This window comes from Methylomonas sp. MS20, from assembly GCF_050275925.1.
GTDB lineage: Bacteria > Pseudomonadota > Gammaproteobacteria > Methylococcales > Methylomonadaceae > Methylomonas > Methylomonas koyamae_A.
This window is the reverse complement of record NZ_CP189962.1, coordinates 690431-711859: the sequence shown is the minus strand read 5'-3', so window position 1 is coordinate 711859 and position 21429 is coordinate 690431. Positions and strand designations below refer to the sequence as shown.

Annotated in this window: 14 protein-coding genes; 11 read left to right on the top strand and 3 right to left on the bottom strand. The window is 59.3% G+C overall.

Annotated elements, in window-relative coordinates:
• The first annotated feature begins 409 nt into the window (after window positions 1-409).
• From ACQE3D_RS03110 to ACQE3D_RS03080, 7 genes are all read left to right on the top strand, one after another.
• Complete coding sequence (locus ACQE3D_RS03110) at window positions 410-2278, top strand: thiamine pyrophosphate-binding protein (RefSeq protein WP_313729129.1); 1869 nt, start codon at window positions 410-412, stop codon at window positions 2276-2278.
• A gap of 13 nt (window positions 2279-2291) precedes the next feature.
• Complete coding sequence (locus ACQE3D_RS03105; protein ID WP_313729130.1) at window positions 2292-3050, top strand: SDR family oxidoreductase; 759 nt, start codon at window positions 2292-2294, stop codon at window positions 3048-3050.
• Window positions 3051-3058: 8 nt separating this feature from the next.
• Window positions 3059-3868 (top strand): citryl-CoA lyase, encoded by an 810-nt coding sequence (locus ACQE3D_RS03100; protein ID WP_313729131.1) that lies wholly within the window; start codon window positions 3059-3061, stop codon window positions 3866-3868.
• On the top strand, window positions 3865-4680 hold the full coding sequence (locus ACQE3D_RS03095; protein WP_313729132.1) for a citryl-CoA lyase: 816 nt from the start codon (window positions 3865-3867) through the stop codon (window positions 4678-4680). The genes ACQE3D_RS03100 and ACQE3D_RS03095 overlap by 4 nt, the downstream gene beginning before the upstream one ends.
• A 120-nt stretch (window positions 4681-4800) precedes the next feature.
• Window positions 4801-6948, top strand: coding sequence for a TonB-dependent receptor plug domain-containing protein (locus ACQE3D_RS03090; protein ID WP_313729133.1), 2148 nt, complete (start codon window positions 4801-4803; stop codon window positions 6946-6948).
• 52 nt (window positions 6949-7000) lie between these two features.
• On the top strand, window positions 7001-7948 hold the full coding sequence (locus ACQE3D_RS03085; RefSeq protein ID WP_313729134.1) for an ABC transporter substrate-binding protein: 948 nt from the start codon (window positions 7001-7003) through the stop codon (window positions 7946-7948).
• 6 nt (window positions 7949-7954) lie between these two features.
• Entirely contained in the window at window positions 7955-12391 is a 4437-nt protein-coding gene (locus ACQE3D_RS03080) for an EAL domain-containing protein (RefSeq protein WP_313729136.1), read from the top strand.
• A gap of 22 nt (window positions 12392-12413) precedes the next feature.
• Here the strand turns inward: ACQE3D_RS03080 and ACQE3D_RS03075 are convergent, their stop codons facing one another.
• Window positions 12414-12686 carry a hypothetical protein gene (locus tag ACQE3D_RS03075; RefSeq protein ID WP_064031606.1) on the bottom strand — a complete coding sequence of 91 codons (273 nt, stop codon included), beginning with the start codon at window positions 12684-12686 and terminating at the stop codon, window positions 12414-12416.
• A 593-nt stretch (window positions 12687-13279) separates the two neighbouring features.
• On the opposite strand from ACQE3D_RS03075, the gene ACQE3D_RS03070 reads away from it, so the two are divergent.
• Together ACQE3D_RS03070 and ubiD are read left to right on the top strand one after the other, a co-directional pair.
• Entirely contained in the window at window positions 13280-13771 is a 492-nt protein-coding gene (locus ACQE3D_RS03070) for a sterol desaturase family protein (RefSeq protein ID WP_313729138.1), read from the top strand.
• Between the two features lie 139 nt (window positions 13772-13910).
• The gene (gene ubiD, locus ACQE3D_RS03065) at window positions 13911-15374 is read left to right on the top strand and encodes a 4-hydroxy-3-polyprenylbenzoate decarboxylase (protein ID WP_313729139.1); all 1464 of its coding nucleotides are present in this window, start codon (window positions 13911-13913) and stop codon (window positions 15372-15374) included.
• 692 nt (window positions 15375-16066) lie between these two features.
• On the opposite strand, the gene ACQE3D_RS03060 is transcribed toward ubiD, so the two are convergent.
• Entirely contained in the window at window positions 16067-17779 is a 1713-nt protein-coding gene (locus ACQE3D_RS03060) for a DUF885 domain-containing protein (protein ID WP_427501207.1), read from the bottom strand.
• A gap of 155 nt (window positions 17780-17934) precedes the next feature.
• The gene (locus tag ACQE3D_RS03055) at window positions 17935-18780 is read right to left on the bottom strand and encodes an HDOD domain-containing protein (protein ID WP_168029954.1); all 846 of its coding nucleotides are present in this window, start codon (window positions 18778-18780) and stop codon (window positions 17935-17937) included.
• A 182-nt stretch (window positions 18781-18962) separates the two neighbouring features.
• On the opposite strand from ACQE3D_RS03055, the gene ACQE3D_RS03050 reads away from it, so the two are divergent.
• Both ACQE3D_RS03050 and ACQE3D_RS03045 read left to right on the top strand, forming a co-directional pair.
• Window positions 18963-20798, top strand: coding sequence for an EAL domain-containing protein (locus tag ACQE3D_RS03050; protein WP_313729141.1), 1836 nt, complete (start codon window positions 18963-18965; stop codon window positions 20796-20798).
• A 132-nt stretch (window positions 20799-20930) separates the two neighbouring features.
• On the top strand, window positions 20931-21395 hold the full coding sequence (locus tag ACQE3D_RS03045; protein WP_313729142.1) for a hypothetical protein: 465 nt from the start codon (window positions 20931-20933) through the stop codon (window positions 21393-21395).
• The last annotated feature ends 34 nt before the right edge of the window (window positions 21396-21429 follow it).

Sequence of the window (21429 nt, the reverse complement as noted above, 5' to 3'; positions counted from 1 at the left end):
AAGGCAAATTCGTTTGTTAGCCTCTTCACAGATTGGACTTGTCCTTCCAGCGCCTAAATGCCCGTCGGCGCCTCGCGATCAATCGAGCTTGCAGCAGAGCGACAACGCTTGCCGATTTTCTCAAAAAGATACAGAAAACCCGAGCGGCCTTGGAATAAAGCGTACCCCGGCCAAGCTTAGCCGCCAATCCGGCCGCGCCACCATCCGCCACGCGTAAAATCCCTCCCGATTTGGAAACGCTCCCGATTCCCCCGCGCTACCGGCGGAAATTGCTCCTCTACACTTTCTCTTCGGAACCGCACCGGCCAAGTTCGGCCAACCCTGCCGCAAGCAGCGCGGCGGCGCTGTTCCGGCACCCGAACCATTCGGCTATCGATAACCCGGTATTGTTTAACCTCGCGGGGTAACCATGAGCGCGCAAATTTCCCTGATTCATCACCATACAGACCTAATCGACGACATCGCCGATCCCAGACATGCGCAGCCGGCGGACATCGCTGATCTGCTGGTCGCCTATCTGGAACAGATGGGGGTCGAATACGTTTTCGGCGTGCCCGGCGGCGCCATCGAGCCGCTCTACAACGCCATCGCCCGTAGCAGCCGGCGCGGCGGTATCCGTCACGTGCTGGCCCGCCACGAAGCCGGCGCCGCCTTCATGGCCGACGGCTACGCTCGGGAAACCGGCAAAATCGGCGTCTGCTGCTCCACGTCGGGTCCCGGCGCCACCAACCTGATTACCGGCGTGGCCTGCGCTTACGACAACAACATTCCGATGTTGGTCATTACCGGCCAGCCGGCCCTGCCGGCGTTCGGCAAATACCCCTTGCAAGAATCCTCGTGCACCGGCATCAACACGCTGGGCATGTTCCGGCATTGCACGCTATACAACTCGTTGGTCTCCCACCCCAAGCAATTGGAAACCAAACTGGTGACCGCGCTGCAACGGGCGATTCGCGCCCCGCGCGGACCGTCGCATCTGACCGTGCCGGTGGATGTGTTCCGCAGCCCCTGCAGCCGCGGCACACCGTCCTACAACTTGGAGCAACTGCTGGCGCCGTCGTCGATGGTGGACGACGACGCCATCACCGAATTGCGCGACATGCTGGCCGAGGCCCAAAACGTCGTTCTGCTGATCGGCGGCGGCTGCGGCGAAGCGATCGGTTCGATTCTGCAATTCGCCGCGCTGAAAGGCACGCCGCTAGTCACCACGCCCGACGGCAAAGGCCTGGTCAATCCACGCCATCCGTTGTTCCGGGGCGTGTTTGGTTTCGGCGGTCACGAAACCGCCGACGCCGCGCTGCGAGACAAAGCAGTCGATTTGATCCTAGCCATCGGCGCCAACATGGGCGAGTGGAACAGCGGCGGCTGGAGCGACAGCCTGCTCAACGAGCGCCTGGTACACATCGACGAGTCCGAGGAAAACCTGTCGCGTACGCCGATGGCCCGCCTGCATGTGCGCGGCCGTATTCTGTCGGTGTTCAGCCGGCTGGTCGAGCAACTGCATCACCAGCAAAAAACCGACAATTTCGAATATGCCCGGCAGCGCGCCTCCCGCGAACACAAGGTCGACCAACACGACCCCCACCAACTGTTAAGCGCGCCGGAAAAATATCAAAGCGATGCCACGCCGCTGAAACCGCAGCGCTTGATGCGCGAATTGGGCCAACTGTTTCCGCCGACCACCCGCTTTCTGGCCGACACCGGCAATAGCGTGTCGTGGGCCGTGCATTATCTGCACCCCGGCATCGACCGGCGGGTCGGCGAACGCCGATTGGGCGGCGGCGGCCGCAAGATCACGCCGGGCCTGCGCCGCACCGACGGCGGCTGGTTGCGGGTAACGATGAATTTCGCGGCGATGGGTTGGGCGATCGGCGGCGCGATCGGCACCGCGATCGCCAACCGCCGTCAGCCGGTCGTGTGCATCACCGGCGATGGCAGCATGTTGATGAACGGTCAGGAAATTTCGGTCGCGGTCGCCGAGCGTCTGGCGGTGGTGTTTATTGTGCTCAACGATCAGTCGTTGGGCATGGTCAGACACGGCCAGCGCTTGGCCGGGGCCGAACAAATCGGTTGCGACTTGCCGCCCAGCGACTTCGCGGCCCTGGCCCGCGCCCTCGGCGCCGACGCTTACACGATCCGCTCGCCGCACGACTTGACCAATCTGAATATCGCCGCGATCTGCGCACGCAAGGGGCCGACCCTGCTTGACGTGCTGATCGATCCCGACGAAGAGCCGCCGATGAACGTGCGGATGCGCGTCCTGACCAACACCTTATAAGCGGGGCGACTTCATGAACAAACTCAGCGGTAAAACCGCGTTGATTACCGGCGGCTCCAGCGGCATCGGCCTGGCCAGCGCCAAACTATTCCTCGCCGAGGGTGCCCGGCTGGCGATCACCGGACGGGACCCGGAACGCTTGGAAACCGCCCGCCAACAGTTGGGCGACGACACGCTGGCCCTCGTCAGCGAGGCCGGTTGTCTGAACGACATCGAAGCCCTGCTGGAACAGGTCGGCCAACATTTTCAAACTTTGGACATTCTGTTTCTGAACGCCGGCATCGCCGAACCGACACCGTTGGAACTGACCACCGAAGACCAATTCGACCGCATCATGCGGGTCAATTTCAAGGGCGTGTTTTTTACGATCCAAAAAGCCTTGCCGATGCTCAAACCCGGCGCCTCCATCATCGTCACCACGTCGATCACCAACCGTAGCGGCACCCCCAATTTCAGCGTGTACGCCGCCACCAAGGCGGCCTTGCGTTCGATGGTGCAATCGTTGGGATTGACCTTGATAGGACAAGGCATACGGGTCAACGCGATCAACCCCGGCCCTATCGATACCGAAGGCTTCAACCGCCTGCCGTTACCCGGCGACGTGTTTCAAGCCATCAAAACCGATATCGAGGGCCGTTCGCCGATCAAGCGCTTCGGCGCGCCGGAGGAAGTCGCCAAGGTCGCGTTGTTTTTGGCGTCCGACGATTCGGCCTATGTCGTCGGCGAAGAAATCGTCGTCGACGGCGGCATCAGTTTAGTTTGTTTACCCTAGGAGGCATTATGAGCGCCGATCAAACCATCCCGACGATACGCACCCGCATCTGGCGGGAAGAAGCCGAGTCCGACAACCGTTTCGCCACCCGAACCGCCTATTGCCGAGGCTACGACGTTTACGGGGAAATGCTGGGCCAGGCCCGCTGGACCGATCTCTTGTATATGCTGTTCATGCCGGAAGCGCCGAGCGCCGAACAATCCGCCCTATTGGACAGCTTGGCGCTGGCGCTGGCGAATCCGGGACCGCGCGACCCGGCCGTGCATGCGGCCATGTGCGGCGGCGTGTGCGGCTCGCCGGCCGCCTCGTCGTTGATGGCGGCGTTGGCGGTCGGCGCCGGTCAGGCCGGCGGCGCTCGCGAAGTCTACAACGCGGCGAACGGCTGGCTGCGCTGCGGCACCGATTTGAACGCCTGGCGGCGTTGGCTGACCGAGTCGCTGACCGCCGATCCGGGCAGTGTCTGGCCGGCGGTCGAGCATCCGTCCGGGTTTGACGACCATGGCGCCGGCACCTCGCTACCGGTACGGCAAACCCTGGACTGCCTGGCGAAATACGGCGTTGGGCCGCGCCTGCCTTGGCTGATCGAAAATCTGGCGGCGCTGCAAGCACTGGCCGGCCGGCCTTTGGCACTGTCCGGCGTCGCGGCGGCGGCGCTAGCGGATTTGGGTTTCGACCCGGAACAAAGCGAAATGCTGTATCTGCTGTTGCGTCTGCCGGGCGCGGCGGCGCATGCCTTGGAACAGCGGCCGCTGGGTTACAAGAAATTTCCGTTCGGCGTCGTCGAATTGGAAACGCCACCGGTGGAGCAAGCGGCATGAGGGGGGCAAAATTACTCGACCGCCACGTCGGCGTCTTGAAAAGCCGGATGGGCAAGTTTTACCCCGGCAGCCACGTGGTGTTTCGCGGCCGGGATTTGCTGAGTGAATTAAAAGACATGGACTGGCTGGAGTTGTACGTGTTCGGCATCACCGGCCGCCACTTCGACCCAGCCCAACTGAAATTGCTGCACGCGATCTGGATTTACACCAGTTATCCCGACGTCCGGCTGTGGAACAATCGGGTCGCGGCCTTGGCCGGCAGTACCCGCAGCACCGGGACGCTGGGTCTGGCGGCGGCCCTGGCGGTATCGGAAGCGGAAATATACGGCGGCGGCATTTTCGTACGATCGATCGACTTTTTCAGCCGCGCGTTACGCCAACTCGAACAAGGTGGCGATCTGGAGACCTGTATTCGCGAGGAACTGACCACCCACCGCGGCATCGGCGGTTACGGCAGGCCGCTAGTCAACGGCGACGAACGCATCGGTCCGTTGTTGGATTTGGCGAAGGCATTGGGCCTGGACCAAGGCCCTTATCTAAAGTTGGCCTTGGCGGTCGAGCAAATGTTGTTGAACGGCCGCTGGCGGATGAAAATGAATTACGCCGCGCTGGTCGCCGCCTTGGGCAGCGACCTGGGCATGAGCGCGCGCGAGCTGTATTTGTTCATCTTTCCGGTATTTCTGGCCGGAATGCCGCCGGGTTATATCGAAGCCAGCGAACGCCCGGCCGGCACGCTCTACCCTACGCCGTGCGACGGCATTGTTTACGACGGATCGCCTCGCCGCACTTGGCATCCCGCAAAGCCCGACTAAACTGCGCTTCAATTATCTCTGGCAATCGATGGTCCGGGCTTGGTATGCTCCGCAACCGGCCCGGCCCATCGGTGACCCGAGCTTCGCCATCAAGACAAGACATCCATTCAGGAGCCCACCATGCATCGCCGCCTGTTCTTCCTCGCCGCGGTTTGCGTCAGCGCAAGCCCCTCGGCGCAACCGGTTTCGACCGAGGAAGAAGAAAAAGCCCTATCGCAAATCTACGGCGGCGAAGAAATGGTCAGCATCGCCAGCGGCTACAAACAGCCGATTTCCAAAGCGCCGTCAATCGCGACGGTCATCACCGCGGAAGACATCAAATCGATTGGCGCGACCGATATCGACGAGGCGTTGGAAACGGTTCCCGGCTTGCATGTGGAGCGCAACACCATAGGCTATAACCCGATTTACACCTTTCGCGGCATTTTTTCGCAGTTCAATCAGCAAGTGCTGATGATGGTCAACGGCATCCCGATCACCAATTCCTATACCGGCAGCCGAGGCGAGGCCTGGGGCGGCATGCCGCTGCGCGACGTCGCCCGGATCGAAGTGGTGCGCGGTCCCGGCTCGGCGGTGTACGGCGCGGACGCCTTCGCCGGCGTCATCAACGTCATCACCAAAACTCGGCAAGACATCGAGGGCACCGAGGTGGGCGGCCGGGTCGGCAGCTTCGACACGTACGACGGCTGGGCGCTGCACGGCGGCGAATGGGCCGGCTTCGACGTGGCGTTGGCGCTGGAATACCACAAGACCGCCGGCCAGGATTCGATCGTCGATGCCGACCTGCAAAGCTATTTCGACAGTCTGGGCCTGGGGCCGAAAGCCTCGTTGGCACCAGGACCGCTCAATCTGTCGCGCGACAATCTCGATGCCCGCATCGATTTATCGCGCGGTCATTGGCGGTTTCGCGGCGGCCTGCAACATCGCGGCGATTTCGGTAACGGCTCGGGCGTCGCTCAGGCGCTGGACCCGATCAACCGCTACGCCAGCGACCGCTGGAATGCCGACGTCACCTACCATAACGACGATATCGATAACTGGGATCTGACCACCCAAGCCAGTTATTTCGAAACCACCCAGGAAATCGAACGCAATTTGACACTGTTTCCGCCCGGCACCACGTTGCCGATCGGCGGCAACGGCCAGATCGGCCTCGGCGCGCCGGTCACCTTCCCGAACGGCTATATCGGCAACCCGGAAGTCTGGGAACGCCATGTTCGCATCAACCAATCGATTGCTTACACCGGTTTTCAGCAACATTTATTGCGCAGCGGTATCGGCTTCAATTACGACAGTCTGTTCCGGGCCAAAGTCAGTCAGAATTTCGGTATCGACCCGACCACCGGCCTGCCGATTCCGTCGCTACCGGGCATTCCGCTCACCGATGTTTCGGGCACCGCGTCGACCTTTATCCCGGAAGTCGACCGCAAGGTCGCCTATTTGTTTTTGCAGGATCAGTGGAATTTCGCCAACGACTGGACGCTGACCGCCGGCGCCCGCTACGACCGCTATTCGGATTTCGGCAACACCTTCAATCCGCGCGCCGCGTTGATCTGGGAGGCCGACTACAACCTGACCGCCAAGTTGATGTACGGCTCGGCGTTCCGCGCGCCGTCGTTTCAGGAGATGTACATCATCAACAACCCGGCGCAGCTCGGCAATCCGCGCTTGAAGCCGGAAACGATGGAAAACCTCGAACTGGGTTTCGACTACCGGCCAACCGACAGCCTGCGCCTGGGCTTGAACTTCTTCAACTATTGGTGGAAGGATATTATCCGCTTCGTGCCGGACAGCGGTTCGACGACGTCCACCGCGCGGAACACCGGCACCCAACAAGGTTACGGCACCGAGTTCGAAGCGGAATGGCAGGCCGCCGACAATCTGAAACTGATCGGCAATTACGCCTACCAACGCAGCCGCGACGAAGCGCTGAATCACGATGCCGGCTATGCGCCGCATCACCAGATTTATTTGCGCGCCAATTGGGAATTCCTGCCTGACTGGTCGCTCAGCCCGCAAGCCAAGTGGATTGTCGGCCGCGAACGCAGCTACGGCGACACACGCGAGCCGGTAGCCGACTATACTTGGGTCGACTTGACCCTACGCCGGCAAAATCTGGCCAAACATGTCGAAGTGGCGTTCTCGGTTCGCAACCTATTTGACGTCAGCGCCCGCGAACCCAGCTTGGTTGGCAGCCCGACCGCCATCCCCAACGATTTACCGCTGGCGACCCGCAGTTTTTACGGGGAAATCAGCGTTAACTTTTAGCCGACGAATTGTCGCCGCGACTGGCTCATTCATGCATTATTCAGGAGTTATTTTGTTCGGTCGTTTGATTTTCACGCTGCTATTGGCAGTCTTTTTGTCGGCGATGGCCGGTATCGCGCGAGCCGATACGCCGACGGTAGCAATCGTTTATCCGGATGTCCGCGAACCTTACCGCTCGGTGTTTTTGGAAATCGCCCGCGGCATGGAGGAGGAACTGGGCAAACCGGTCGGCCACTATCTGCTCAACGACCGCGACTCGACCGCCGCCGACCGCTTGATCGGCGCCCTGAAAAACGACCGGATCGACGTGGTCGTCACGCTGGGCCGCGCCGGACTGGCGGTGGCCAAGCCGCTCTCGGCGGCATTTCCGGTCGTGATCGGCGCAACGATGATCCGCCCGGACGAGGTACCGCAAGGCTTGGCCGGCATCAGTCTGACGCCGGCCCCGGAAGCGATGTTCGACCATCTGAAAAAATTGGTGCCGGACATCAAAAAAGTCACTGTGATTTACGATCCCCGCCAAACCGCCTGGGAAATCGAACACGCCGAACGTGCCGCCAAGGAGAGGGACTTGATCCTGACGGCCCAACCGACCGGCAACCTACGCGATTCCTCGGACCTGTTCCGGCAGATCCTGCTGGAAATCAAAGACAACTCGATCGCGTTGTGGCTACCGCGCGAAAACGCGGCGATGGACGAACAATCGCTGTTGCCCGAAGTGCTCCGGGAAGCCTGGGAGAAAAACTTCGTGGTGTTCTCCAGCAATCTCGACCATGTCCGCAAAGGCGCGTTGTTTTCGTTGTATCCGGACAATTTCGGCATGGGCCGCAGCTTGGCCAGCCTGGCCTTGCAACAAGCCCGGCCCGACGGCAAATTCGAGTCGGTCAAATTGCTGCGGGATTTGCTGGTCGCCGTCAACTTACGGACCGCCGAACATTTAGGCCTGCGTTTTTCCAGTCAGACCCGCCGCGAATTCGCCATGGTTTTCCCAACCCCCTAAGCCCGAATGAAGCAGCGATCGAGGCCACGCCTGCGGGGAGCGAGTTTTTTACAACAACTGACGGTCACCTTTACCGTCGGGCTGCTGGCGATCTCACTACTGTCCTCGTTCGGCATTTCGACCTTGTCCTACCGCATCGTTCGCGATCAATGGATCGCCCAGGGCCGCCAATCCACCGAAGCCTTCGCCGCCCAAAGCGCGCTGGCCTTGCTCTACGCCAGCAAGGAAAACGCCGAGGAACCGGCCCGGCGATTTCTGTCCTTCCCGGACGTGCGCGGGGTTGCGATTTTCAACGCCGCCCGGCAAGCCTTGTTCGAGCGCGGCGACACCACGCTGCCCGACGGCGGCGACGCATCCGGCTGGCCGGACGACCTGCGTCTGGTCCAGGAAACCGATCAAGCCTGGTATTTCGTGGCACCGGTGTTCGCGCGCGGCGGCGACCAGGACGCGTCGCCGTTCGAGGCCCAGGCCGAACCGGAGTTGATCGGTTACGTGCGTTTGGCCCAGGGCAAACACTCGCTGAACGTGATGAAAAAACAGATACTCTGGGCGACGCTGCTGGTCTCGGGCGGCGCGGCCATGCTGTTTTTCGTGTTCCTGCTGGCGATGACCCGCCGCCTGACCCTGCCGATCCAACTGCTGGCCAAGCAAATGGGCAAGGCATCGGCCGGCGCGAAAAACGTCCGAGCCAAATTACAGGGCCCGCGCGACATCACCGATATGGGTAGCGCCTTCAATACGATGATGGAAGTATTGGAAACCCGCGAAAAGCAGTTGGAACGCGCCCGCGACACCGCACTGGAATCGGCGAGATTGAAAGGCGAATTCGCCGCCAACGTCAGCCACGAATTGCGCACGCCGCTGAACGCCGTGCTGGGCATGTTGGAACTATTGCAGGACATGGGCCTGACGCCCAAGCAACTCGAATATTCGATGATCGCCCGCAACGCCGGCGAAGCATTGTTGAAATTGATCGAGGACATCCTCGACTTTTCCCGGATCGAAGCCGGTATGTTGAAACGTCAGCCGGTGGATTTCGTACTTTACGAAACGTTGGACGAAGTCGTCGAATTGATGGCCGGCCAAGCTCACCGCAAAAACCTGCAACTCCATTACGCCGTCGCCGACGAAATCCCGTTGGTGATGAACGGTGAGGCCTCCAGGGTCCGGCAAGTGCTGATCAATCTGGTCGGGAACGCGCTGAAATTTACCGAGCAAGGCGCAATCTCGATTCGGGTTAGCGTGGAAAGCGCCAGCGCCGACCTGCATCTGCTGCGCTTCGAGGTCAGCGACACCGGCATCGGCATTTCCGCCGCCGCCCAGTTAACCATCTTCGACGCCTTTGTACAGGCCGACGGCTCCAGCACCCGCCACCACGAAGGCGCCGGCCTGGGCCTGGCGATCTGTCGGCAACTGGTCAATCTGATGGGTGGCAAGATCGGCGTGGTCAGTCAGCCCGGCGGCGGCAGCACCTTCTGGTTTACCGTGCCCTTCGAGGCGCCGCGCGGCACTCAAGCGTTGTCGGAAGCCCGCCAGGCTTATTTCGCCAATTTGCGCGTCCTAGTAATTTCCGAAAACGCCAAGATGCGCCAATTCCTGACCCAGACCCTGGAACATTGGCAAATCCATTACCGCCACAGCGAATACGGCATTCGCGCGGTCGACATGCTGCGCTCGGCGCGCGAACAGGACCAGGCGTACCAATTCGCGATCGTCGATCTGAAAGACGCCGGCGACCTGAGTTGGCTGGATTTGATCGCTCACGATCCGGCGCTGGCCGACCTGAAAATCATCCTGCTGTCCAATCCGGGCAACACCGCCGGCCAGTCCCGCCTGCCCAACGTGGCCGCCAATCTGACCAAACCAGTACAGGTATCCAAGTTATACGACTTCATCCTGACCGTCGGCCAGGATTACCGGGACTCCGCGCCGGTCGAAGCCGCCGCCGAAACGCCGCACTCAGCCGAGTTGGGCCGCGTAATCCTGATCGTCGAGGATAACCGCGCCAGTCAGATGGTGGCGGCCGGCATGCTGGAGCGGCTGGGCTGCGCGTACGAAATCGCCGCGTCCGGCAACGAAGCCTTGGAATGGCTGGCGCGCAAACCCTTCGACCTGGTCTTGATGGATTGCCACATGCCGAACATGGACGGTTTCGAAGCCACTCGCCGCATCCGGCTATTGCCCGAGCCGTTGGCGCGCATTCCGATCGTGGCGATGACCGCCAACGCCCGACAAGGCGACAGCGACTTGTGCCAGGCCGCCGGTATGGACGATTACCTGGCCAAGCCGATCAAATTGGCGCCGTTGCGCGAAAAGCTGCTGCACTGGCTGGAGAACGCCCCTGTCGCGGCGAAGCCCAATATCCGCGCCAACGCGACGCCCAACACCTTGGACGACCAGGTCTTGCGCCAATTGCGCGACGAAATCGGTCAAGGTTTCGAGCGGATGGTACGGTTTTATCTGGAAGATTCGCCGGTCCAAATCCAACAATTGGCTTTGGCCTTGACGACCAACGACGCACGACAGGTTCGCGAACTCGCCCATAGCCTGAAAGGCGCCAGCCGCAACCTCGGCGCCAATAAGCTGGCGGCCGTCGCCAAGCAGCTGGAAGATGCCGGAGAGCAGCATAGTCTTGAAAACAGCGAAGCGCTGCTGCGCCAATTGCGCGAGGAATATCAATTCATCGAACAATTGCTGCTACGCGAAATCGGCACCGAAACGATCGCCGACGCCGCGCCCACGCCGCAAGGTCCGCGCATTCTGGTGGCCGACGACGACCGCGCGATGCGCTTTGCGTTGCAGGATATTCTGGAAAAGGACGGCTACATCGTCGACCTGGCCGGCACCGGTCAGCAAGCCGTCGCTATTTGTCAACAGCAAATGGCCGATCTGATCCTGATGGATGCGCTAATGCCGGAGATGGACGGCTTCGAAGCCTGCCAAAAAATCCGGGCGCTGCCGAACGGCGCCGAAGTGCCGATTTTGATGATCACCGCGCTGGAAAACGAACATTCGGTGGAGTTGGCCTTCTCGATAGGCGCCAACGACTACATTCCCAAGCCGATCCATTTCACGGTGTTGCGTAAACGCATCGCCCACTTGCTGGATGCCAGCCGCAGCCAGCGCACGCTGAACCGCCTGGCTTATCACGACCCATTGACCAATCTGGCCAACCGTGCCCAGTTCATGGACAAACTGAACGCGGTCATCCAGGCCGACGGCATCCACCCGCAATTGCACGCGGTGTTATTTCTGGATTTGGACCGCTTCAAGCTCACCAACGACACGATGGGCCACGATGTCGGCGACCAATTGTTGAAAGCCGCCGCCGAGCGCATCCAGAGCTGCGTGCGCAAGGAAGACATGGTATCCCGCTTCGGCGGCGACGAATTCATTCTACTGTTGGAAAAAATCGGCAACGCCCAGGTCGCGGTGGCGGTCGCCGACAAAATCTGCAACACCATCGCCAAGCCCTTCCTGCTGATGGAGCAAGAGTTCTATATCAGTTGCAGCATCGGCATCTCCTTGTTTCCGGCCGACGGCATCGACAGCGGTTTGTTGATCAAACACGCCGACACCGCGATGTACCGCGCCAAGGAACAGGGCAACACTTTTTGTTTTTACGAAGACAGCATGGAATTCGCGGTATCGTCGAAACTGCGGTTGGAAAGCGATTTGCGCCGGGCTTTGCAACGCGACGAATTCTTTCTGCACTACCAACCGCAAATCGATCTGAATTCCGGCCGTATCATCGGTGCCGAAGCGTTGATCCGTTGGCAGCATCCGACACTAGGCTTGGTGCCGCCGGATGCCTTCATCCCGGTGGCCGAGGAAATCGGTCTGATCGAAACGATAGGCGCCTGGGTGTTACGCGAAGCCTGCCGGCAAAACCGTTTGTGGCAGCAAACCGGCTATCCGCCGTTCAGCGTTGCAGTCAACGTCTCGGCACGCCAGTTGGATCACGAGGATTTCGCCGATCAGGTGACCGCGATCGTCGCCGATACCGGCCTGCCGCCGCAATACGTCGAGTTGGAATTGACCGAGAGTCTATTCATCCGCCACCCGGAAAAAAAGCGCGAGATTCTGGCTCGACTGCGCGAAGCCGGCATGCAAATCTCGATAGACGACTTCGGCACCGGCTATTCCAGCTTGAACCAACTGAAGCACTTTGCCTTCGACAAGTTGAAAATCGACCGCTCCTTCGTCGCCAACATCATGCACGACGCCGACGCGGCCGCCATCGTACTAGTGATTATTTCGATCGCCCGTATCCTCAAGTTCAAGGTCATCGCCGAAGGCGTGGAGACCGAGCAACAAGCCCAATACCTGATGCAAAACGATTGCGACGAAGCCCAAGGCTACTTGTTCGGCAAACCGATGCCGGCCGAAGACCTCACCGCCATCCTGGAGCGCGCCGGACAGCTTTACCGCATTGCCCATTAAGCGCCGCCCGGCGCTGTTGCGATTACCGCCAGTTGCCCGGATAGCTATAAATAGCTTGGCCGTATGCTTTATCGACGTAGATCGCCCGCGCTTTGCCCATCGGATGCTCCGCGATCGGGTTCGGGTAGCTGTGTATGCCCCGGCTATAGGCCGGATTGTCGTAGACCACTTCGGCGATAGCGGTTTTGGCTTCCCCGCTATTGGCTTCAATTCGGTCGCCGTGCGCGCGTACGTTGGCGGCCATCAATACGGTGGCGATAACGGCGGCGATTTTAATGGTTTTGCTGGTGTTCATGGCTGTTCTCCTGATAGGTGTTTGATAAGGCCGGCGGCGATATCTCGCCCGGTTCGTCCGGCTTGGTCGCTATTCTGGAGAAGATTTTTATATAAATAAAATCGATTGTTTTTATAATATCGATAGCTTTTTTATATAAATACGCCGTAACTAGTCATAGGCGTTTTTGGGGGGAAGTGATGACCAACGGCGCCAAGTTAAACGGTTGCAGTCCATGTAGGCCGCTGGCTGAACGGAGCTTGAAATGAGGCTTTGGCCCAGCCGAAATAAGGCGCTGGCCGAACCGAAATAAGGTGCTGGCTGAGCCGAAATGAGGCGTTGGCTGAGCGGAGCCGAAGCCAGCGATTTCGCTTCGACGCCGCTCAGCGAACGGCATAGCTGACATTGAGAAGTTCATCCCCCGTTCCGCCGGGAGAGGGCGTTTTTACTTCGCGCTGAATAGTTACAATACGCTCAGCCTTCAGCAGGCCGCGCCGCCACACAAAACCGAGCCTGATGAGGGGGCAGCCGACAAGAAATCGAACATCGACACGCCAGTCCAAGTCGCCACAGCCGCCTCCAAAGCGTCTTCCCCCAATCGAACAGGATTACCGATGATGTTTGCCGTCCAGTTTGTTCTAGCGCTCTGTTACGCCAATCTCGGCGAATGGTTGATGCATAAATTTATCCTGCACGGCCTGGGCAAGCGCCGGAACAGCTTTTGGGCCTATCACTGGCACGGGCACCACGCGACCTGCGCCGAACACGCGATGTACGATCCGGGTTACGCGAAAATCCGCTTGAACGCATGGAACGCGCAGACCAAGGAACTGGCGGTATTGGCCGGCATCGCCTCGCTGCACGCGCCGTTACTAGCGATCTGGCCCGGCTTTCCGTGCGGCCTGTATTTTTCTCTACTGATTTATTACACCCGCCACCGCAAGGCCCATTTAGACCCGGCTTGGGGCCGGCGCCATTTAAGTTGGCACTACGACCACCACACCTTACCCAAACCCGGCAACTGGTGCGTGACCTGGCCTGGGTGCGACTACCTGTTCGGTACCCGGCTATCCGCTCCGAAGCCTAACGACGCCGACCGAATTTAAGCGCTCGCCGCTCGGGCGCCCGGCTCGCCTTGCAATTCCCCCGACAAAGCGGGCAAACTTGTCGCCGATTAGCCTGGAACCGCCGGTCGTTCGGTCTTAAAACCTGCCGTTCCCTGCCCCACTGACCACCCACCATCCGATGAAATACAAAGACTTAAGAGACTTTATCGCCCAACTGGAAAAACAAGGCGAACTGAAACGCATCAAAATCGAGGTAGATCCCTATTTGGAGATGACGGTAATCTGCGACCGGGTGCTGAAGCAAGGCGGCCCGGCCTTGCTGTTCGAAAACGTCAAGGGCTCCAATATCGCCGTGCTCGGCAATCTGTTCGGCACCACCAAGCGGGTGGCGATGGGCATGGGCGCCACCGATATTTCCGAACTGCGCGGCATCGGCGAATTGCTGGCGTATTTAAAGGAACCCGAGCCGCCCAAGGGCATGAAGGATGCCTTCGAAAAACTGCCAGTGTTCAAGCAGGTGCTGAACATGGCACCCAAAGTCGTCAGCAATCCGCCATGTCAGGAAGTAATCCGCATCGGCGCCGAGATTGACTTGGCCGATTATCCGATCCAGACCTGCTGGCCGGAAGACGCCGCGCCGTTGATTACCTGGCCGCTGGTGATTACCAAGGGGCCGAACAAGGAACGCCAGAATCTGGGCATCTACCGCCAGCAGGTGATAGGCAAAAACAAGGTCATCATGCGCTGGCTGGCGCATCGCGGCGGCGCCCTGGATTTTCGGGAATGGCAACAGCAGCGGCCCGGCGAACCGTTCCCGGTCGCGGTGGCCTTGGGCGCCGATCCTGCGACGATTCTGGCGGCGGTGACGCCGGTGCCGGACCCCTTGTCCGAATACGCCTTCGCCGGCCTGTTGCGCGGCAGCAAGACCGAAGTCGTCAAATGCCTGAGCAACGATTTGCAGGTGCCGGCCAGCGCCGAGATCGTCCTGGAAGGCTTTATCCATCCCGGCGAAACCGCGCCGGAAGGTCCCTACGGCGACCACACCGGTTATTACAACGAAGTGGACGAATTCCCGGTGTTCACCATCGAGCGCATCACCCAGCGCCAAGTGCCGATCTACCACAGCACCTACACCGGCCGGCCGCCTGACGAACCGGCAATTCTCGGCGTGGCCTTGAACGAAGTGTTCGTGCCGATTCTGCAAAAGCAGTTTCCGGAAATCGTCGATTTCTACTTGCCGCCGGAAGGCTGCTCGTACCGGATGGCGGTAATCAGCATGAAGAAGCAATACGCCGGCCACGCCAAGCGGGTCATGCTCGGCACCTGGTCCTACCTGCGGCAATTTATGTACACCAAGTTTGTGATCGTCGTTGACGACGACGTGGATGTGCGCAACTGGCAAGACGTGATTTGGGCCATCACCACCCGCATGGACCCGGCCCGCGACCTGACGATACTGGAAAACACGCCAATCGATTATCTGGATTTTGCGTCGCCGGTGTCCGGTCTAGGCTCGAAAGTCGGCTTCGACGCCACCAACAAATGGCCCGGCGAAACCCAGCGCGAATGGGGCAGGCCTATCGTGATGCGCGAGGACGTCATTAAAAAGGTTGATGCGATGTGGGACAGGTTGTTCAACTGACCGCCCGCGTCAGAATAGTTGTCGCCTCAAATTTTCAACCGAATTTAAATTTGAGATCAAAAAATGAATCCTTCCAAGAACCGGAAGGACAAAGCCTTGGCCGAAGCCACCGCCTTGTTGATCTCGCAAAAAAGGTCCAGGCACTGTTGGGGGCGACGGATACAGTCGAATCACCCGGCCGTGCCGACGACTCGGCGGAATGTGGCAACGGCCGAAAATCCCGCGCGGTGCAGCGAAACCGATACACAATTTGAGGCCCGCCACCGCCTACCGGCATAGCCTAACGATCAGGACGGGATTTTCACCGCGCGGAATAAAACGCATCGGCGTAGGCACGGCTTCCGCCGCGATCGGCAGCGCGCCGAAACCGTGCGCCGGCGGCTGGACCGGCGACTTTGTTATAAAAACAGCCGTCGCGAGAGCAAAGCCATTGGCGATTAAACCGGCCCTCAATACCGCTCGCGGCAAGCCTGTAGACCGTTGCTGGTGAACTTGTAAACCGTTCGCGGTGAGCCTGTCGAACCATTCGCGGTAGCTCGTAAACCGTTCGAGGTGAGTCTGTCGAACCATGGACGGTTTACCAGTTCGCCCTCCGGCCGCGCTCGGGACCAACGGTTAATCCTCGACTTTACGGCATGGGAGTGCCTGCCATCCGCCGATCCGCGCCGGACGTACCGCATTTCCGATGCGAGTTAACGCCCTTCGCTGGCCAACATCGCCTTCGCGACCAACGGAATCGGCGGCGAGCCGTAGCTTAAAAACGTATCGTGGAATTGCCGCCAGGCTTTACGGCCGCCGCGCCGGGCGCTCCAGTCGTCGCGCAGTTGCCGGATCAGCAATTTCCCCAGCGTGTAGTTCAGATAGGCCGGATCGAAGGTGCCGCGCGCGGCCTGCTGGCGGGCGTTGCCGGGATCGCGGAAGGCTTGTTCCCGGAACATTTGTTCGGCCTGCTCGACGCTCCAGCCTTGGGTATGCAAGCCGATCGCGGCCAGAAAGCGCACGTCGCGCAGCAAGGCGTTGACCAACTGGCCAATGTGGGTTTCCGGATCGCCGTCGTTCAGGCCGGCTTCCCACATCAATTCCTCGGCGTAATGCGCCCAACCTTCCGAAAACGCATAGCTGCCGAATAGTTGACCGAATTTGGAGCCGGCCCGATGGGCGTGCAGGAATTGCAGAAAATGGCCGGGCCAGACCTCGTGCGCCGACACGAACAGCAAATTGGCTTGGCCGGGCAGATAGGCGGCCTGCTCGGCCGCGCTCCAGGCCGAATCGGGCGGCGCGACGTAATACACCGACGGCAGGCCGTGCTCGTAGGGTCCCGGAATGTCGATGTAAGCCAGATTCCAACGCGCATAAGGCGGCGACGGCGCGACATGGGCTTCGTCGTCGCTGGGGATGGTCAGCAATTGCCGCTCGGCGACGAAGGCTTTCAAGTGCTTGAGTTGCTCGCCGGCGGCGGCGACCGGACCGGCCGCCGGCTTATGCGCCTCCGCCCGCGCCACGCACTCGGCCGTCGTCGCTTGCGGCGCGAACCGGCGGCAGGCTTGCGCCAATGCTTTCAGATTGCGCTGCAAATCGGCGCGGCCCATTTGCTCCAGCTTCGGCAACGGCAGCTCGACGGTTTCGGTATCAGCCAGCATCCGGCTGAAGGTTTCCGCCCCCAGCGCGAATGCGTCGGTCGCCGTCGGCCTTTGTTGCTCCAGCCAATCCACCAACTCGCGCAGCGCCTGTGCCGCCGGACCGACTTTTTCTACAAACGCCCGTTGCAATTCCGGATCGGCGACATCGGCAAACGCGGCCTTGGCCTCGGCTTCGTAAAATTTGGCCAGGCCGCCGAATACGGTTTTGCCGATGTCGAGGTAGGTGCGCGGCAGCGGCAATTCCAGATTGGCGCGGATTTGGGCAGCGGCGCGCGGCACGTTGCCGGCGTAAGCAATGAACGCCCGCATCCGCTCGGCCAACGGTGCATAAGGCCGGCTGATGTAAAGATTCGGGTCCAAGGCGCCGGCATAAAACTGCGGGCTTTTGAACGGCCGCCGCGCGACTTGCCGCCAGAACAATTCCTTGGCCACGGTCGCTAGCAAATAGTCGCGCTCGAAACGTTGCGCCGGCGTCAAGGCTTGGTCCGGATAGGCCAGCGCCAACATCCGCTGCGCTTCCAGCCAGCGTTCGGTATCGCGCAAACCTTGCGGACTCCAATCCGGCAAGCGACCGTCGAATTCGTGGCGGCCGGCCTCGGCGGCGAAGGTGGGTTGCTGCTCAAAGTAGCCGGCAATAAAGCCTTCGACAAATTCCGGCCAGGCCGGCGGCCGGGTTTCGGCGGCATGCGCGGGTATCATCCGCAACATCAGCAAGCAAGCGCACCAAAACCCAGCGCGGCGAAGTTTGTTTGACGCAGCCATCATGGATTTCCCTCGAAATCGGCCAAAACCCGATAATAACCGGATTCAGCCGCCAAACGAAACCGAAAAGCCGGGCATAGCGACGCTGCAACCTGAAACTCGCCGGCTTCGGCGAAGGAAAATCCGTAGGCGGCGGCCTCGGATAGCCCGCTTCGGGTTTAGGAATAGAACAATTTAAAAATGCCTTCGAATTCCATGCTGATGTCGTCCAACACGACACTGAGCTGATCGGGCGTCAAGCCCAGAGCGTCGATAGTAAAAGCATCGTAGGGATTCTCGATTCGGCACAGCAGATTCGCCAGTCTGACGATGGCGGCAATGTCGGCGCAGGGTGCCAGTGTGTCCGGATAGCAATGCAGCCTGACGCTTTCGACGATGACTTCGGGCAGCTTCCAAAGCCGGCAAAGCTCGGCGCCAACTTGGAAATGATCGAAGCCAATGACGTTTTGCTCGATGCGCACTTCGTCGTCGCTTTCCGGTTGGGCTTGCGACTGCAGCAACAAATCGACTTCCCGCGCCAGCACCGGAATTCGTCGGTAGAACACCAGTTGGCCGATGTTGTGGACCAATCCGCACACGAAGGCGGTATCGGCGTAACGCTTTCCCAGCAGTTTGTCGAGCGCTCTCGCCAGCAGCGCGCAACGTAAATTGCGCGCCCAATAGTCGTGCATCGACAACAATTGCCCCGGCAGTTCCGAGAACCTCTCAACCACCACCATCGCCAACACCAAGTTCTGCAATTCGCGCATGCCGATCAGCGAAATCGCCTTGGCGATCGAACTGACTTGCGACGGAAACCCGTAAAACGCGCTATTGACGATCTTCAAAACCTTCAACGCCAGAGCCGCGTCGTCTTCGATAACGAAGGCCGCATCGCTAGCCGATTTTTGCGGATCGTCTATGATTTTTTTAAGCAGAAAATAAACATTGGGGGGCGAAACCAACTGAATGTCGCCTCGAAGTAAATCCGAAACGCTTAAACCCAACGACGAAGAAAGTTGCATCTGGATTATTGGAATGAAAATTTAACCTATACTAAACCGCAGCTTTATAGAAATGACTTTAAGCACTCAGTTTAAACCTAGACCATTTATATAATTTTTCAATCCTCACCCTGCTGGATTCCTGCGCACGCTATGGTTTATGATGGTTCAAGATTTTTTCAATACCTGGACGGTATGGACAGATGATTGCCAGTGACGCGCTCAAGGAAAAACTTATCATCATTGCCGAGCATGACGAGGTTTCCGCCCAAAAAATCGCCGCCACCCTCAAGGCCAAAGGCTTCGGAAACCTCCGTTCGGCCAGCAACGGCGAACAAATTTACCAGATTCTCAAACCCTTCCACGACCAGCCGCAAGCCGTCGGCCTGATCGTGCTGAACGCCAAATTGCCGGCCTGTAAAACCGCGGATCTCTGTCACAGCTTGGCCAATGCCAACGAAGCGTCGGTGATACCGGTCGTGATCCTGGACGACGAAAACCCCGACTGCAGTGCGTCGCCATGCCCTCAGGAGTACGAAAACTGCCTGGTGTACAAAATCAACAATCCATTCAACACCCAGGAATTGTTGCTGGCGGTCCGCTTTCTGCTTAGCCTGCATCAGGAGCGTTTACTGCGCTTCAAGCAGGAAGAACAATTGATCAACGAACTGGCCGCCAAAAGCATCATCGACGCCAAATTGAAGTTTTTGGTCGCCCACGACGAATTGACCGGTTTGTTTAACCGGAGCAGTTTCGAACGGCAACTGCGTTTAATCCTGAACCGCAGCAATAAACTGCAGAAAGACGGCGCCCTGCTGTTTATCGACGTCGATCGCTTTAGCTTGATCAACGAGCTGGAGGGTTTCGAAGTCGGCGACCGTCTGTTGGTCGAATTGACCATACTGGTCCGGAAAATGGCGCCGCCGGGCAGTTTGTTCGCCCGCATCGGCGCCGACGAATTCTGTCTGTTCCTGGAAAACAAAACCCAAAAACAAGCCAGAGTGTTCGCCGAGACGATCAAGAACGCGGTCGACAATTTCCGTTTTTTTACCGGCGAAGTTTGTTATAGCGCATCGGTTTCGATCGGCATCGCCGCACTCGATAATTCAGTGGCCGCCGTGCATCCCGGCGAGATGATTCTGCACGCCCGTCAGGCCTGCAACTATGCTAAAAACAGCGGACGGGACAAGGTATGCCTTTACAACAGCGAAGATATTTCGGTCAAGGAACGCCGCCGCGACATCTATTGGGTACCGCTGATTCGCAAGGCCTTGCGCGAAAACAACCTGTTTCTGGTTTTTCAACCGGTCGTTCAGTTATGCGACGGCAATATCTCCCACTACGAGGTGTTGCTGCGCATGCGCGGCGAAAACAACGAAGTGATCACGCCGGATCAGTTCATCCCGGTCGCCGAGCGCACCGGCTTGATCCACGCGATCGACCTATGGGTCGTCGAACACGCGATCGATTTTTTGGCGGCGATGCCGTCTTACATGTCTTACGTGTCGCTGGCGATCAATCTGTCCAGTACCGCCTTCCAGTATCCCGATCTGCTGCCGACGATACGGGACAAGCTGGAATTGACCTGGGTGGAAGCCGGCCGCCTGACCTTCGAGATTACCGAAACCGCCGCCGTCGACAATTTCGAAAAAACCCGCCACATGATCAACAAAATTCGAGCGCTGGGTTGCAAGTTCGCGCTCGACGATTTCGGCGCCGGCTTTTGTTCGTTCAATTACCTGAAAACCTTTCCGGTCGATTACGTCAAAATCGACGGCCAGTTCATCCGAAACCTTCTGGAAAACGAAACCGATCAGATTTTGGTGAAATCCATGGTCGAAATCGCCGCCAAATTGGGCAAAAAAACCATCGCGGAATTCGTCGAATCGGCCAGCACCGCGCTCAAGCTCAAGGAAATCGGCGTCAATTTCGGCCAGGGCTACGCCTTCGGCAAGCCCGACATCAATCTTCTGGATAGCCATAAAGTGTCGATCGCGATTTTGCTGAACGGCCACACCAATCAAACGCCGGTGAAATAAGCCGAGTTACCCGCCGGGAAAATCGCCCGTATTTACCGCTTCGCCCGCCTCTGGTATATTCGCGGCCGGCGTCTACAATTGTCATCACATTGTTCTTAAACCAAAAAATAATATTTACAAAGGGGAAGGGTTATGGCCGAACTGTTATTCATCGCGACCACGATATTTGTCGCTTACGTCGTCTTTGTGGTCATGGGCGATAAAAATCCCAAGCCGAGCGCCGCCAAACCGGAAGCGGCGATAACGCCGGCGCCGGAACCCACGGCCAGTCAAGCCGAACCGACACCCCCGCCGCCAGCCCCCGCCGCAAAACCCGCGACACCCCGTCCTTCCACCCGCAAAACCGCCGCCAAGCCGGCCGCGCCAGCCCAAGCCGCCGCACCGACCGCCACTGCCGACAGCGTCAAAAATCCGAAAACAGGCGAAGTCGCGAAAATTTCCGGCAACTATGCCTTTGCCAAGCGCTGGATCAAGGATGCGCTGGTTGAGGAAGGCTTGCTCGACAAAGTCTATAAAAACAACGAACTGGACGAAGCCGCGACAACCAAAATCCAGGCCGCGCTACAGCAACTGGCCGCCATGGACAAGTACCGCTAACGCAACCCGCTTCTCGGCAGCCGATCCGGCTGCC

Bases quoted from the DNA above. Each gene is read 5' to 3' on its own strand.
- ACQE3D_RS03110 (WP_313729129.1), top strand. From the start codon at position 410: ATGAGCGCGCAAATTTCCCTGATTCATCACCATACAGACCTAATCGAC.
- ACQE3D_RS03105 (WP_313729130.1), top strand. From the start codon at position 2,292: ATGAACAAACTCAGCGGTAAAACCGCGTTGATTACCGGCGGCTCCAGC.
- ACQE3D_RS03100 (WP_313729131.1), top strand. From the start codon at position 3,059: ATGAGCGCCGATCAAACCATCCCGACGATACGCACCCGCATCTGGCGG.
- ACQE3D_RS03095 (WP_313729132.1), top strand. From the start codon at position 3,865: ATGAGGGGGGCAAAATTACTCGACCGCCACGTCGGCGTCTTGAAAAGC.
- ACQE3D_RS03090 (WP_313729133.1), top strand. From the start codon at position 4,801: ATGCATCGCCGCCTGTTCTTCCTCGCCGCGGTTTGCGTCAGCGCAAGC.
- ACQE3D_RS03080 (WP_313729136.1), top strand. From the start codon at position 7,955: ATGAAGCAGCGATCGAGGCCACGCCTGCGGGGAGCGAGTTTTTTACAA.
- ACQE3D_RS03075 (WP_064031606.1), bottom strand. From the start codon at position 12,686: ATGAACACCAGCAAAACCATTAAAATCGCCGCCGTTATCGCCACCGTA.
- ACQE3D_RS03070 (WP_313729138.1), top strand. From the start codon at position 13,280: ATGATGTTTGCCGTCCAGTTTGTTCTAGCGCTCTGTTACGCCAATCTC.
- ubiD (WP_313729139.1), top strand. From the start codon at position 13,911: ATGAAATACAAAGACTTAAGAGACTTTATCGCCCAACTGGAAAAACAA.
- ACQE3D_RS03060 (WP_427501207.1), bottom strand. From the start codon at position 17,779: ATGATGGCTGCGTCAAACAAACTTCGCCGCGCTGGGTTTTGGTGCGCT.
- ACQE3D_RS03055 (WP_168029954.1), bottom strand. From the start codon at position 18,780: ATGCAACTTTCTTCGTCGTTGGGTTTAAGCGTTTCGGATTTACTTCGA.
- ACQE3D_RS03050 (WP_313729141.1), top strand. From the start codon at position 18,963: ATGATTGCCAGTGACGCGCTCAAGGAAAAACTTATCATCATTGCCGAG.
- ACQE3D_RS03045 (WP_313729142.1), top strand. From the start codon at position 20,931: ATGGCCGAACTGTTATTCATCGCGACCACGATATTTGTCGCTTACGTC.